Annotated in this window: 10 protein-coding genes; 8 read left to right on the top strand and 2 right to left on the bottom strand. The window is 28.0% G+C overall.

Annotated elements, in window-relative coordinates; translation table 11 throughout:
* Positions 1 to 505: 505 nt before the first annotated feature.
* The 8 genes from Q3304_RS14200 to Q3304_RS14165 all read left to right on the top strand — a co-directional run bounded on the left by Q3304_RS14200 (position 506) and on the right by Q3304_RS14165 (position 11838).
* Positions 506 to 1666: a glucose-1-phosphate adenylyltransferase gene (locus Q3304_RS14200; protein WP_054269502.1), complete on the top strand. Its 1161-nt coding sequence runs from the start codon at positions 506 to 508 to the stop codon at positions 1664 to 1666.
* A 1-nt stretch (position 1667) separates the two neighbouring features.
* On the top strand, positions 1668 to 2798 hold the full coding sequence (gene glgD / locus Q3304_RS14195; protein WP_054269503.1) for a glucose-1-phosphate adenylyltransferase subunit GlgD: 1131 nt from the start codon (positions 1668 to 1670) through the stop codon (positions 2796 to 2798).
* Positions 2799 to 2826: 28 nt separating this feature from the next.
* Positions 2827 to 4269: a glycogen synthase GlgA gene (glgA, locus tag Q3304_RS14190; RefSeq protein WP_407814857.1), complete on the top strand. Its 1443-nt coding sequence runs from the start codon at positions 2827 to 2829 to the stop codon at positions 4267 to 4269.
* A 13-nt stretch (positions 4270 to 4282) separates the two neighbouring features.
* Positions 4283 to 6703, top strand: a complete 2421-nt coding sequence (locus Q3304_RS14185) for a glycogen/starch/alpha-glucan phosphorylase (protein ID WP_167640072.1) — start codon at positions 4283 to 4285, stop codon at positions 6701 to 6703.
* A gap of 4 nt (positions 6704 to 6707) precedes the next feature.
* Positions 6708 to 8573 (top strand): glycoside hydrolase family 13 protein, encoded by a 1866-nt coding sequence (locus Q3304_RS14180; RefSeq protein ID WP_407814858.1) that lies wholly within the window; start codon positions 6708 to 6710, stop codon positions 8571 to 8573.
* A gap of 240 nt (positions 8574 to 8813) precedes the next feature.
* Entirely contained in the window at positions 8814 to 9452 is a 639-nt protein-coding gene (locus Q3304_RS14175; protein WP_054276184.1) for a GntR family transcriptional regulator, read from the top strand.
* Positions 9453 to 9624: 172 nt separating this feature from the next.
* Complete coding sequence (locus tag Q3304_RS14170) at positions 9625 to 10497, top strand: MerR family transcriptional regulator (RefSeq protein WP_407815446.1); 873 nt, start codon at positions 9625 to 9627, stop codon at positions 10495 to 10497.
* A gap of 36 nt (positions 10498 to 10533) precedes the next feature.
* On the top strand, positions 10534 to 11838 hold the full coding sequence (locus tag Q3304_RS14165; RefSeq protein ID WP_407814859.1) for an MATE family efflux transporter: 1305 nt from the start codon (positions 10534 to 10536) through the stop codon (positions 11836 to 11838).
* A gap of 146 nt (positions 11839 to 11984) precedes the next feature.
* Here Q3304_RS14165 and Q3304_RS14160 read toward each other — a convergent pair whose 3' ends face one another.
* Both Q3304_RS14160 and Q3304_RS14155 read right to left on the bottom strand, forming a co-directional pair.
* Positions 11985 to 13316 carry an MATE family efflux transporter gene (locus tag Q3304_RS14160; protein WP_407814860.1) on the bottom strand — a complete coding sequence of 444 codons (1332 nt, stop codon included), beginning with the start codon at positions 13314 to 13316 and terminating at the stop codon, positions 11985 to 11987.
* Entirely contained in the window at positions 13309 to 13743 is a 435-nt protein-coding gene (locus Q3304_RS14155) for a MarR family winged helix-turn-helix transcriptional regulator (RefSeq protein ID WP_407814861.1), read from the bottom strand. Before Q3304_RS14155 ends, Q3304_RS14160 begins: the two co-directional genes overlap by 8 nt.
* Positions 13744 to 14092: the final 349 nt, after the last annotated feature.

Raw genomic sequence — 14092 nt, 5'->3', positions numbered from 1 at the left:
CATAATTATAAAAATAGCAACATTACTATTAATAAAACTAATAACCTAATTGTAACTTTGTAATTTACTGTTTAGATGATGTCAAAAAAGTGTTAATGAAAAAAAGGTTAACTATTGATTATTTAAAATTTTTTAGACAATTATTTAACAAATTTATAATTATGTTTTATTATCATGCATTTAATAAATAAAAAAATAAGTATATCTATTATGGTATAAAATATTCATAAAAAATGTTTTTTATATTTGTTAAATAAAATTTGTATTATTTTTTAACTGAGAATTGAATATTAATAAATACTATGGTGTTTATGGAAAATAATGTATACGTCAACAAGCATATTATGGGGTATACATTATATCAATTGTATAGTTGATATTATTTTATTTTTATTAAAGTATCATTTGAGCAAAATTTATACACAACATTTATTGACTGATAGAGTTTATAAAAGTAAAAATGCAATTATAAATATTAATTACTAGATGAGGGGAGTGTCATTAAATGAAAAAAGAGATGTTAGCTATGATTTTGGCAGGAGGGCAAGGTTCAAGGCTAGGCGTTTTTACAAAAAGAATTGCCAAACCAGCAGTGTCATTTGGAGGCAAGTATAGAATTATCGATTTTGTGTTAAGTAATTGTTCAAACTCTGGTATCGATACAGTCGGTGTTTTAACTCAATATAGACCGTTGATATTAAATTCACATATAGGTATGGGAAGTCATTGGGATTTGGACAGAATAAATGGTGGTGTATATGTTTTGCAACCATTTATGAATGAAAAAGAAGGTAATTGGTATAATGGTACAGCACATGCAATATATCAAAATATGGATTTTGTAGATACTTATAATCCAGAATATGTATTAATACTATCAGGTGACCATATATATAAAATGGATTATAGTAAGATGTTAAAATTTCATAAAGAAAAAGGCTCTAAAGCCACAATAGCAGTAATTGAAGTCCCTTGGGATGAGGCTTCTAGATTTGGAATAATGAATACAAATGAAGATTCAAGTATCTATGAATTTGAAGAAAAACCAAGTGAACCAAAGAGTAATTTGGCATCTATGGGAGTATACATATTTGATTGGAAGATGTTGAGAAGTTATTTTAAAGAAGCAGAAAAAAATTCAGAAGTAAATTATGATGATTTTGGAAAGAATTTAATACCTAAAATGTTAGAAGATAATGTTGGAATGTATGCTTATCCATTTAAAGGTTATTGGAGAGATGTAGGAACTATACAAAGTTTATGGGATGCTAATATGGATATAATAAAATCTCCAGAAACTCTTGATTTAGCAGACCCTAAATGGAAAATATATACAAATACTATGGCAATGCCTCCACAATATATAGGTAAAAATGCAAATGTCCATAGATCAATGATAGCAGATGGTTGTAGGATTTTAGGTGAAGTTGGTAATTCTGTATTATCACATGGAGTTGTTGTTGGTAAAGGAAGTAAGGTAATTGATTCAGTAATAATGCCAAATGTTGTAATAGGTGAAAATGTAACTATAGAAAAAGCTATGATAGGTGAGTGTGCAACAATAAATGATAATGTTCAGATAAAAAATGTAAATAATGAAATAAATGTAGTTTCTGAATACGAAAATATTGAACCTAGATGCGTATTAATAGAAGGAGGTCTTTAAGATGAGAAATGAATGTTTAGGCATAATAAATTTAAACAAAAAAGGAGACCCAGCAATAAACAAGCTTAACTATGGAAGACCAATAGCATCTACGCCAGTAGCTGGAAGATATAGAATAATAGATTTTGCTTTATCTAATATGATAAATTCAGGAATCACTAAAGTTGGAATATTCGCAAAGGAAAAATACAGATCATTGACAGACCATATAGGCAGTGGAAAAGACTGGGATTTAAGTAGAAAAAAAGGTGGCTTATCAATTTTTAGTCCAGAAAATACTAAGTATAGAAATACTTATTCACATAGAGAAGGTGATATATACACTATCTTAGCTAATCTAGATTATATAGAAAAGAGTGAAGAAGAATATATTTTAATAGCACCTAGTTATATGCTATGCAACTTGGATTATTCTAAAGCATTGGAGTATCATAAAAAATCTCATAATGATATAACTATAATATATAAAAATGTAAATAATGCAAATAAAGATTTTGCTGGTAATTTAACTTTGAATTTGGATAGTAACAATAGAGTAATAAATGTTGGAAATAATTTAGGTAAATTCCCTAGAGCCAATATATGTATGGAAACTTATATTATGAAACGTGAAGATTTTGTAGAGTGTATATATAATATTGTAAATAAAGGCAATTATTGTTATCTAGAAGAATTCATTATTGAAGAAGCAGAAAACATGAAAGTAGGAGCTTATGAGTATACAGGATATCTGAAATGTGTAAATTCTGTTGAATCATATTTTGAAATGAGTAAAGATTTATTAAATTTAGAAATTGCTGATGAATTATTGTATTCTGAAAGAAAGATATTTACAAAAGAAAAGAATGAATCGCCTACAATTTATACAGATAGTGCCAAGGTAGAAAATAGCTTTATAGCATCAGGTTGTCTAATTGAAGGTACTGTAAAAGATAGTATCATATTTAGAAAGGTCAATGTTGAAAAAGGAACAGTTATAGAGAACTCAATAGTAATGCAAAATTGTGTAATAAAATCAAATGCAAAATTATATAATGCAATATTAGATAAAAATACAAATATATCAAATGGAAAAGAATTAAGAGGAGATGAAAAATATCCTCTTGTAGTAGAAAAGAATACAAACATATAAATATATTTTTTAGAAGGGGGAATGACTAGTGAAGGTTTTTTATGTAACAGCAGAGTGTTGGCCCTTTGCAAAAACTGGAGGATTAGGGGATGTATCTTATGCATTACCTAAAGAATTAAAAAAAGAAGGCGTAGATGTAAGGGTTATAATGCCTAAATATTCAACTATACCAAGTTATTTAAAAGATCAACTAAAAGAGATAGCTGTGTTTAGTGTACGTGTTGGATGGAGAAATCAATATTGTGGGCTTTTAGAAATGGAATTGGATGGTGTCAAATTTTACTTTATAGATAATGAATTTTATTTTAGAAGAGAAGACGAAAGAAAGAGTATATATGGATATGGAGATGATGCAGAAAGGTATACTTTCTTTACAGATGCTGTTTTAGAAGCTATAAGTAGAATTGATTTTTATCCAGATGTAATACATATAAATGATTGGCATACAGGAATGTTACCATTGATTTTAAAAGAGAGATATGCAACCCTTGAGGGGTATAAAAATATAAAAACTATGTATACTATACATAATCTTCAATATCAAGGTGTGTTTGATAAGTTTGTTTTAGATGATATATTGGATTTACCTCAAAAATACTTTGATAATGGAGATATAGAATATTATGGCTCAATAAATTTTATGAAAGCTGGAATAAATTTTGCAGATAAAATTATAACTGTTAGTCCTACTTATGCAAATGAAATACAAACATCATTTTATGGTGAACAATTGGATGGTTTGCTTAGAAAAGAATCAGGAAAATTAAAAGGAATATTAAACGGTATAGATTATGACTTAAATGACCCTGCAAAAGATAAAGATATCTTTGTTCATTATGATGTAGATTCTATTGATAAGAAGATAGAAAATAAATTGAGACTACAGGATATTTTAGGTCTGAAAAAAGATTCATCTATTCCATTAATAGGAATAGTTTCAAGATTAGTTTCTCAAAAAGGATTTGATTTAATAGCATATATGATGCCTGAACTTATGAGAGAAGATTTACAAATTGTTGTTTTAGGAACTGGAGAACATCAATATCAATCAATGTTCAATTATTATGATTCTAATTTTTCTGATAAAGTATCAGCTAGAATTACTTTTAATACATCATTGGCTCAACAGATATATGCTGCAAGTGATATATTCTTAATGCCATCATTATTTGAGCCTTGTGGTATAGGGCAAATGTTAGCTATGAGATATGGTTCTTTGCCAATAGTTAGAGAGACTGGAGGGCTTAAGGATACTGTAATGCCTTACAATAAATTTACTGGTGAAGGCAATGGATTTAGTTTTAAAAATTACAATGCTCATGAGATGTTTTTCTGTTTGAAAAATGCAATCAAAGTATTTAAAGATAAAGAAGAATGGACTAAATTAGTTGGAAATGCAATGAGAACAGATAATAGTTGGAAAAAATCAGCTAAGGAGTATATAGAAACATATAGAGACATATGTGATTAAAGGAGTGGTTTTTTTGGTAACAATAAGCAAAAAGAAATTCAAGCAAAAATTTGAAGTGAAAATGTATAGCTTATATGCACAGTCTATCAAGGAAGCTACTAATGAACAATTGTTAAACGTATTATGTAGTTTATTGAAAGATGAAATAGCAAAAAAGTGGGTTGCAACAAAGTTAGACAAGAAAAAGGAAGTTTATTATTTTAGTCTTGAATTTTTAATAGGAAGACAATTAAAATCAAACTTACTAAATTTGAATATTGAAGAAGAAGTTAGAGAAGGTTTATCTGAATTAGGAATTAACTTGGATGATTTAGTTGAAGCTGAAGTAGACCCAGCCTTAGGAAATGGAGGTCTTGGTAGATTAGCTGCTTGCTTTTTAGATTCTATGGCATCCTTGAATATAAGTGGTCAAGGGTATGGAATAAGATATAAATACGGTTTGTTTGAACAAAAATTTGTAAATGGTTATCAGGTAGAAGTACCTGATAACTGGCTTACAGAAGGACGATATGCTTGGGAAACTGTAAGGCCAAATGAAGCAGCAATGGTGAAGTTTGGTGGAGAGGTAGAATTAGTTAAGGAAGGTAGTCATTTAAAAGTAATGCATAAGAATTACCTTCCTGTAATGGCAATGCCTTATGATATACCAATAATTGGGTATCAAAATCAATGTATAAATACTTTAAGATTGTTTAAAAGTGAGATACCAAAGAGAGATTTTGGTGAACTTACTTCAAACGCTCTAAATTATTCTGGTAGCTATGAAGAGGCTTTAAAACATAAGTATTATACTGAGGAAATATCACAGGTACTATATCCAGATGATTCAAATTATGCAGGAAAGTTATTGAGATTAAAACAAGAATACTTTTTTGTAAGTGCAGGGATACAAGATATAATAAGAAAATATAAAAAGAACAAACTGGATATTAGCAATTTATGTGATAAGGTAGCAATTCATATAAATGATACACACCCTACCTTATGTATACCAGAACTTATGAGAATTCTGCTTGATGAAGAAAACTTATCTTGGGATGAGGCATGGGAAATAACTAAAAAAACAGTATCTTATACTAATCATACTATAATGTCAGAAGCAATGGAAAAATGGCCTGTAGGTATGATGAAAGAGCTATTACCAAGAATTTATATGATAATAGAAGAAATAAATAGAAGATATGTAGAGGAATTAAATAATAAAGGATATGACCAAGATAGAATAAATAGAATGAGTATAATAAGCTGGGATAACATCAACATGGCAAATTTATGTATTGTTACAAGTCACAGTGTAAATGGAGTTGCTAAGCTTCATACTCAAATTCTTAAAACAGAGGTATTGAAAGATTTCTACCAAGATGAGCCAAATAAATTTAATAATAAGACTAATGGAATTGCACATAGGCGATGGCTTATAAGTTCAAATCCTGAACTTAGCAATTTAATTACAGATTTAATTGGTGATTCATGGAAGAAAGATACTTTACAGTTAAAGAATATTGAAAAATTTAAAAATGATTCTTCTGTTTTACAGAGACTTGATGATATAAAATACAATAATAAAGCAAATTTAGCAAAACTTATAAAAGATAAATACGATTTAAATATCGACCCAAATTCAATATTTGATGTTCAGGTTAAGAGATTACATGCTTATAAGAGACAGTTGTTGAATATATTTAATGTACTTCATATGTATCATGAGTTACTTGATAATCCTAATTTAAATATTGACCCGAGAACTTTTATATTTGGTGCAAAAGCTGCACCAGGATATTATTTAGCTAAATGTATAATCAAATTTATAAATTCTGTTGCAAGTACTATAAACAATGATGTCAGAGTAAGGGACAAGTTAAAAGTAGTGTTTTTAGAGAATTATGGAGTATCATTAGCAGAGATAATAATACCAGCAGCAAATGTTAGTGAACAAATATCAACTACAACAAAGGAAGCATCAGGAACAAGTAATATGAAGTTTATGATGAATGGCGCTATAACTTTGGCTACACTAGATGGCGCAAATGTAGAGATATGTGAACAAGTAGGAAAAGAAAACATGTTTTTATTTGGACTTAGTGCAGAGCAAGTATTGAATTATAATAAGTATGGTGGATATTCTTCACTTGACTTATACCATTCTAATATGAATATAAAAAGGGTAGTAGATGATTTAATAAATGGATTTATTCCTAATCTAGGTGAAGAAGGAAGAAGTATTTATAATTCACTTACCACTTACAATGATGAATATTTTGTATTGAGAGATTTTGAGAATTATGGTGAAGCTCAAGCTGATATAAACAGGTTATATAGAGATAAAGAAAAATGGAATACAATGTCTTTAGTTAATATAGCTAACTCAGGATTTTTCTCCTCAGATAGAACAATTTCTGAATATGCAAAAGACATTTGGTTTAAAAGGGTGTGATTAGATGCAAGATATAATAGAATATAACTCTTGGGATAAAAATTTTAAGGCTCCATTTGGAGCTTTAAAATTTGATGAGGGATTGACTATTTATGTTAAAGTAAATGAAGTATATAATGTCGATTCTATTTCCCTAGAAATAAATAAAGAAGAAGAAATGAGAACAATAACTTTAAATGAAGAATTAAGTAATGATAAACTTGGAAAGTGTTTCTGTTGCAAGATGGAAAACTTTGAAGAGACAGGTGTTTATTTTTATTATTTCAAAGTTGATGTAGAAGTGGATGGCAATAAAAAAACTGTATTTTATGGAAAGAATAGAGAAAATGGATATTCTTGTGAGTATGACTACAATGATATAAATAAATATCAAATCACTGTTTATAAAGATTTTAAAGTACCAACATGGTATAAAGAAGGAATACTTTATCATATATTTGTAGACCGATTTAATAATGGCAATCGAAATGGTAAAATTGACAATCCTAAAAAGAATAGTTTTATATATGGGAATTGGGAAGATATACCTATGTACATAAAAGACAGCAAAGGTGACATTATAAGGTGGGACTTCCATGGTGGTAATTTGAGAGGGATAATCAACAAACTTGGATATCTAAAAAAACTAGGAGTAAGTATACTATATTTAAGCCCTATATTTGAAGCATCTAGTAATCATAAGTATGATACAGGTGATTATAAAAAGATTGACCCAATGTTTGGAGATGAAGAGACATTTAAAGAGCTTATTAATAAAGCAAAAGAAAAAGATATGTCAATAGTATTAGATGGTGTTTTTAGCCATACTGGAGCAGATAGTAAATATTTTAATATGTATGGAAACTATAATAGCCTAGGAGCATATCAATCGAAAGAGTCTCCATATTATCCATGGTACATGTTTGAAGACTTTCCTCAAAAGTACAAAAGTTGGTGGGATGTTAAGACATTGCCAAATATAAATGAACTAGAAGATAGCTATATGGACTATATAATATATGACAAAGATAGTGTTATAAATAAGTGGATAGATATGGGTGTTAAAGGTTGGAGGTTAGATGTTGCAGATGAACTACCAACTAAGTTTATAAGAGAGTTAAAAAAGGAACTAAAAAAAGCTGATGATGATTCAATTCTTATAGGAGAAGTCTGGGAAGATGCGTCAAATAAGATTAGTTATGGTCAAAGAAGAAGTTATCTATTGGGTGAAGAATTGGATTCTGTTATGGGGTATCCTTTTAGAAACAATATGTTTTCTTTTCTAAAAGGAGAAATTAAATCGTATGAACTTTGCAATAGATATATGCAGATTAAGGAAAATTATCCAAAAGAATCATTTAAGTCTAATTTAAATTTAATTGGCACACATGATGTTACAAGAGCTAAAACTGAATTGAATTATGATGTGGATTTAGTGAAGCTTGCAGTAGCTGTACAGATGACCTTTGAAGGTGTACCATATATATACTATGGAGATGAAGCAGGTCTTTGTGGAGGTGTTGACCCAGATAATAGAAGAACATATCCATGGAAAAATGAAGATGAAGATATGCTTAGTTTCTATAAGGATATTATAAAAATTAGAAATAAAAATACACTTTTAAGCTCAGGAGATACAGACTTTATATATACAGAAAATAATTCTGTGTTTGCTTTTATTAGGTTTAATGAAAATAATGATAGAGTATTAATTTTGGTAAATAGAAGTGAGAGTACTGAAAGAATATCATTAAATATAGATGGCAGTTTTATTGAAGAAATACCAATAAAGTATAGCCCTAAAAATGTAAATAATACTACACAAATTGAAAATAATGAATTGAGAATTGATTTAGGAGCAAAATCATTTGGCATTTTTAGAATAAATTAAATACTTGATTTAAAAAATAAAGAGAAAGTAAAAATGTAGAAAAAATTTTGATAAATCAAAACTTTTTCTACATTTTTTGTTTAAATTACTATAAGAATTTTAGTATTTCAAAATATTACAAACAAGTATAAAAAATATGATAATTGTGATATTATATAAATGAGTAAGGTAAAACTGAACCTCTCTACCAAAGTTGGCGGGAGATTTAACTTTTATAATCTTAATATGGAGGAACGTCTTATGAAGGTAGATCCACTTACAACTCAAGTATATGACTATATATCAAAAAAAATCCAAAATGGAGAGTATGAAGCTAATCAGAGAATTACTGAATCTGAGATTTGTAACTCTATAGGAGTTAGTAGAACACCAGCAAGGGAAGCACTAACTAGGTTGGCGGGTGAAAATTTACTAGAAAAGATACCTAATAAAGGATTTGTTGTAAAAGAATTTCAAGAAAAAGAAAAACTAGACACCTATTCTGTAATTGGAGTATTGGATGCTTTAGCAGGTTCTTCAGCAGTACAAAATTTAACTGAATCAGACTTAATAAAAATGGAAGAATTAACAGAAATGATGACTATATCTATAAAGTATAAAAATTACAGTAACTATTTAAAATTAAGTAATGAATTTCACGATATATACATAGCTAAATCAGAAAATCAAGTGTTAATAAATCTATTGAATTCTTTAAGATATAACTTTATGTCAAAGTCATATACTAGTAATAATGAAGATGAGTTATATAAAATGTTGACATACAGTAATAATCAACATATTGAAGTAGTAAAATTTATGAAAGAGAATGATTTAGAAAATGTTGAAAGAATTCTGAGGGAACATTGGAAAACGATACCTGTATCGGAGATGGAATAAAGAGGAGCTTTTATAAAGCTTCTCTTTATTTTTTTATATATATTTATGTTTTTTGTTAATTATTAATAAAAAAAATATGAATAAAATTAATTAAAAATAAAATTAATTTTATGTTGCTGTTTGCATAAGAATATAGTATTATTTTAATGCAAAATATAAAGGGGGAGATTATATAAAAACATATTTTTCAATAGGTGAAGTATCTAAGCTTTTTGGATTATCAATAAAAACTCTGAGATACTATGATAAAATAGGTATACTAAAACCAGCATATGTAAATCAAGAAAATAAATATAGATATTATTCAAGAGAGCAGTTTATGAGTATAGATGTAATTAAGTACTGCAAGATTATGGGAATGACTCTTGAAGATATAAAAAAATTGATTGATTCAGATGGTTCAATAAAATCTATGTTGAATACAATTAATGAGCAGAAAAAAATGATAGAAAATAAAATAAAAGAATTGTCAGATGTAAAAAAATATTTAAATGATATAGAATCTAATGTAAATGAATTATTGGAATATGGTTTAAATCAGGTATTTGTAAAATACAATAAAGAAAGAAAAGTAAGTGTTTATAAATGTGATTCAAAAGATGAAGTTGAGTTTGAGATGTATCTTAGACGTGTTATCTTACATGTTCAGGACAAATACAACGATGTCTATCCTATAATCTCAGGGAGTATTTCTTATGAAAAAGTAATTAAAGAAAGAGATACATTATTATATGATAACATAGTTGATTTTACAAGAAGAGACAATTATGAAAATGAATATATTTTGCCAGAAGGAGAATATCTAACTATATTATATGATGATAATTGGAATAATGCTTATGATTATTATCAAAAAATAATAGATTATGCTAAGGATAACAATATAGAAATTGTTGGTGATTTTAATGAAATATGGATACTCTCTAGAGTAGACTCAGATTCAAAAGAAAAGACATTAGTTCAGTTAGAAATAAGAAAAAATAGTATACAAAAAAACTTGACTCTCCCCTCAGAGGATATATTAATATTTTATATAGTGGAATAATAATTATCATAATAATATATAGAGGGGAGATTTATAATGATAAAAAAATTTTTAGAATATGCCATACCATCAGCTCTTGCTATGTTTGTATCATCATTTAATACTATATTAGATGGAATATTTTTGGGGAAAGGACTAGGTGATGCAGCACTTACAGCTGTTAGTATAGTGGTGCCTCTTGTTATGGTGTTTTTAGGGTTATCTAGTTTAATGGCAGTTGGAGGAGGAGCATTAGTATCAAAAAACTTTGGTTTTGGAGATGATGAAAGGGCTATAAATATATTTAGGCAAGTTATAAAAGTGTTAATATTGGGTAGTGTATCTCTTACAATATTTTGTATACTTTTTTCAAATCATATTGTTAGATTTATGGGAGCAACTGAAAGCTTGGTTGGATTATCTGCTGAGTACTTAACCTTTTATGCTGTTTTTTGTCTTCCAAACTTACTAGGACTTGTTTTCTGTAGCTTTTTAAGAAATGATGGAAGACCAAAACTTGCAATGATAGCAACTTTGTCAGGGACAATTTTTCATATAGCTTTGAATTATATATTTATATTTAAACTTGGATTTGGTATAAAGAGTGCAGCAATTGCAAGTGGATTAGGTCAGTTATCAACACTAATGATAATGCTACCTCATTTTGTATTTAAGAAAGGTAAATTGTCCTTTGGAACAGCTAAAATAGAAAAAGATGTTTTGAAAGAATTGTTTGCAATAGGGTTCCCTTCATTTTTTGCAGAGTGCGCTTTTTCAATAATAATACTTGCACATAATATAGTTTTAACAAGAGTGGTTGGAGATGTAGGTCTTTCAGCTTATGCTGTAGTGAACTATATAACTACAAATATTTATAATCTTCTAATGGGAATAACTTTGGGTGTTCAGCCACTTATAAGCTATAATTTTGGTTCTAAAGAGACTAATAAAATGTTAAGTTATTATAGTATGGCAACGAAGATGAGTATTTTTGTGTCTGTAATATTTACAATAGTGTGCTTCTTGTTTGGAAGAGAGATTATAAAAATATTTACAGGTGATGAAGAGATTATTTTAATGGCATATGTTGCACTTAATATGGCTAATATAGCTTACCTTATGATTGGAAAAAATTTAACAACAACTATGTATTATCAAGCAATAGAAATGCCAATACATTCTAATGTTATAGGGGCTTTGCGTTCAATTTTACTTTTACCTATTATATTGATTATTTTTTCTAAGTTATTTGGAGCAAATGGAATATGGGTAAGTATGGCTATTTCAGAGCTTTTAACAGTTTTGATTATGAGTAAAGCAGTGAATATAAAGGAATGCACAAAAAATGCTATAAGTTTATAGCATTTAATATTATAAATTATATAAGTAAGAGTTGTCTTAAAGCTGACTTTTTTAATCAAGTTTCAAGTTCAACTCTTTTATATTTTTTATAAAAAATTTCCTCATTCATACAACACTCAACAGGAATGTATTATCTGATGATATATTTAAAGATAAGTATAGGTATCTTTTTTCTTAAATATATAAAATACTGCCACAATGAATCCAAGAACTTCTGCTACAGGAACTGCCATCCAAACACCAAATTCTCCAAATATATTAGGAAGAATAAGAATAGCACCTACAATAAAAATGAAAGTTCTTGAAAATGATATAATGGCTGAGGTCTTTCCGTCTGAAAATGCGGTAAACATTGCAGAAGTAAAAACTCCTAATCCCATAACAATAAAAGATAGAGAGTAAATAGAAAATCCATGAAGTGTAATATCATAAACACTACTATTTACTGGAGTGAAAATTGTGATTGCTTTTGTTACTGTCAAATGAATCAAAAAGTTTGCTAATACTGTACTTATAAGCAAAAAAATAATATTGTTTTTAAATATACTCTGTAACTGCTCTTTGTCATCATTTCCATATTTGAAACTTATGACAGGTGCAATTCCATTAGAATATCCAAAATAAAGAGCAGTGAATATATATTGAAAATAAAGTATGATTGTAATAGAAGCTACACCATCTTCTCCATAAAATTTTAATAGAACATAATTAAACAAAAAAGTTGTTACAGCATTTGCTAAATTTGTTACCATCTCAGATGAACCGTTTGTACAAGCTTTTATAAGTACTTGCCAATCTATTTTAGGTTTTACAAAGCATAATGAATTTTTCTTAGATGTAAAGAAAAATAACAAGCCCACGATTGCAGGAATACAATAACTTATTCCTGTAGCAATTGCTGCACCATTTACACCTAGATTCAAGGGTGCCATAAAAATATAATCTAAGACAATATTTGTAATACCAGCTAATAAAGTAACAGCTAATCCTAATGTTGGTTTTCCTACTGTAACAAAGAATGTTTGAAAAGCCGTTTGAAGAAAGAAAGCAGGAGCAAATGAAAATATAATTTTTGCATAACAGATAGTTAAGGGAGACTGAATGGGACTTACACCTAAAAGTAAAATAATTTCATCAATGAAAACATTCCCTAGAATCGCAATCAAAATTCCTATTAAAACCTCTATAGCAATTAAAAAACTAAGATTTTCCTGTGCCTCTTTTTGTTTACCTTCACCTAATTTTCTTGCAATTATTGCACTACCACCAGTTGCAATCATAATTGCGATTGCCATTTCAAAGCATATTGCAGGATAAAACATATTAACAGCAGATAAAGCATTCGTGCCAATTAATCGTGATACAAACATTCCATCAACAATAATATACATAGATAAACTAATCATCATCACAATGTTAGGTATTGCAAATTGTAATAATGAACAAAAGGAAAACTTTTTAGCCAAAACATTATCCATTATTGATTTCCTCCTTGAGTAATTCATAATATTTTGTGTTACTTACAATTAGCTGATTTATCAATTCTTCACCTAATTCTTCCATTACATTTTCTTCCATTTGAAGTAATGGCTTTAATATTTCGCAAGCGAAATCACTTCCTTTAGGTGTAAATGTAATCAATCTTTCCCTTTTATTTTCTTCATTTGGGGTAATTAAAATATAACCTTTTTTTTCAAAATCAAATAAAATTCCATGAACTGTTTGTTTAGGTAAAGCCCACCAATCACATATTTGTTTCTGAGTGCATGTCTTAAAATCATACAGGGTATATAGAACAACTAAAGAGTTGTAATTCAATTTATTCTTTTTTGCCCATATCCTATATAAATCCAATGTACTGCTTAAAGCAGAGTTTACAAGTCTGATTTGTTTTCTAATATCCATAATATCCTCCTAATAGTACTAATCGGTGCTTTATATAGTATAGTACTGATTAGTACTATTGTCAATAAGAAATAAAAAGAAACAAAAAATATCTTCCTTACCTATTTGCCATTCTAAACAAGGTTGTTTTGTCATATCAAGACACTTTTATTCTTTGTAAATCTTTATTTTGTATCTGGTTTTATTTATAAAAATAGAATTTATTTCATCAAATAAAAAAAATTTAATAAATTTTAACAGAAAATAAAAATACAAAAATAGGAAATTTATTTAGTCTAACTAAACCAGAAATTTTGACATGTGAAATCAGAATAATATAAAAGTTTAGTAATAAAATACTTATAACTTA

Source organism: Clostridioides sp. GD02377, from assembly GCF_045899875.1.
In the GTDB taxonomy this organism is placed as follows: Bacteria; Bacillota; Clostridia; order Peptostreptococcales; family Peptostreptococcaceae; genus Clostridioides; species Clostridioides difficile_A.
This window is presented reverse-complemented; position numbering and strand designations above follow the sequence as displayed.

Bases quoted from the DNA above. Each gene is read 5' to 3' on its own strand.
- Q3304_RS14200 (WP_054269502.1), top strand. From the start codon at position 506: ATGAAAAAAGAGATGTTAGCTATGATTTTGGCAGGAGGGCAAGGTTCA.
- glgD (WP_054269503.1), top strand. From the start codon at position 1,668: ATGAGAAATGAATGTTTAGGCATAATAAATTTAAACAAAAAAGGAGAC.
- Q3304_RS14180 (WP_407814858.1), top strand. From the start codon at position 6,708: ATGCAAGATATAATAGAATATAACTCTTGGGATAAAAATTTTAAGGCT.
- Q3304_RS14175 (WP_054276184.1), top strand. From the start codon at position 8,814: ATGAAGGTAGATCCACTTACAACTCAAGTATATGACTATATATCAAAA.
- Q3304_RS14165 (WP_407814859.1), top strand. From the start codon at position 10,534: ATGATAAAAAAATTTTTAGAATATGCCATACCATCAGCTCTTGCTATG.
- Q3304_RS14160 (WP_407814860.1), bottom strand. From the start codon at position 13,316: ATGGATAATGTTTTGGCTAAAAAGTTTTCCTTTTGTTCATTATTACAA.
- Q3304_RS14155 (WP_407814861.1), bottom strand. From the start codon at position 13,743: ATGGATATTAGAAAACAAATCAGACTTGTAAACTCTGCTTTAAGCAGT.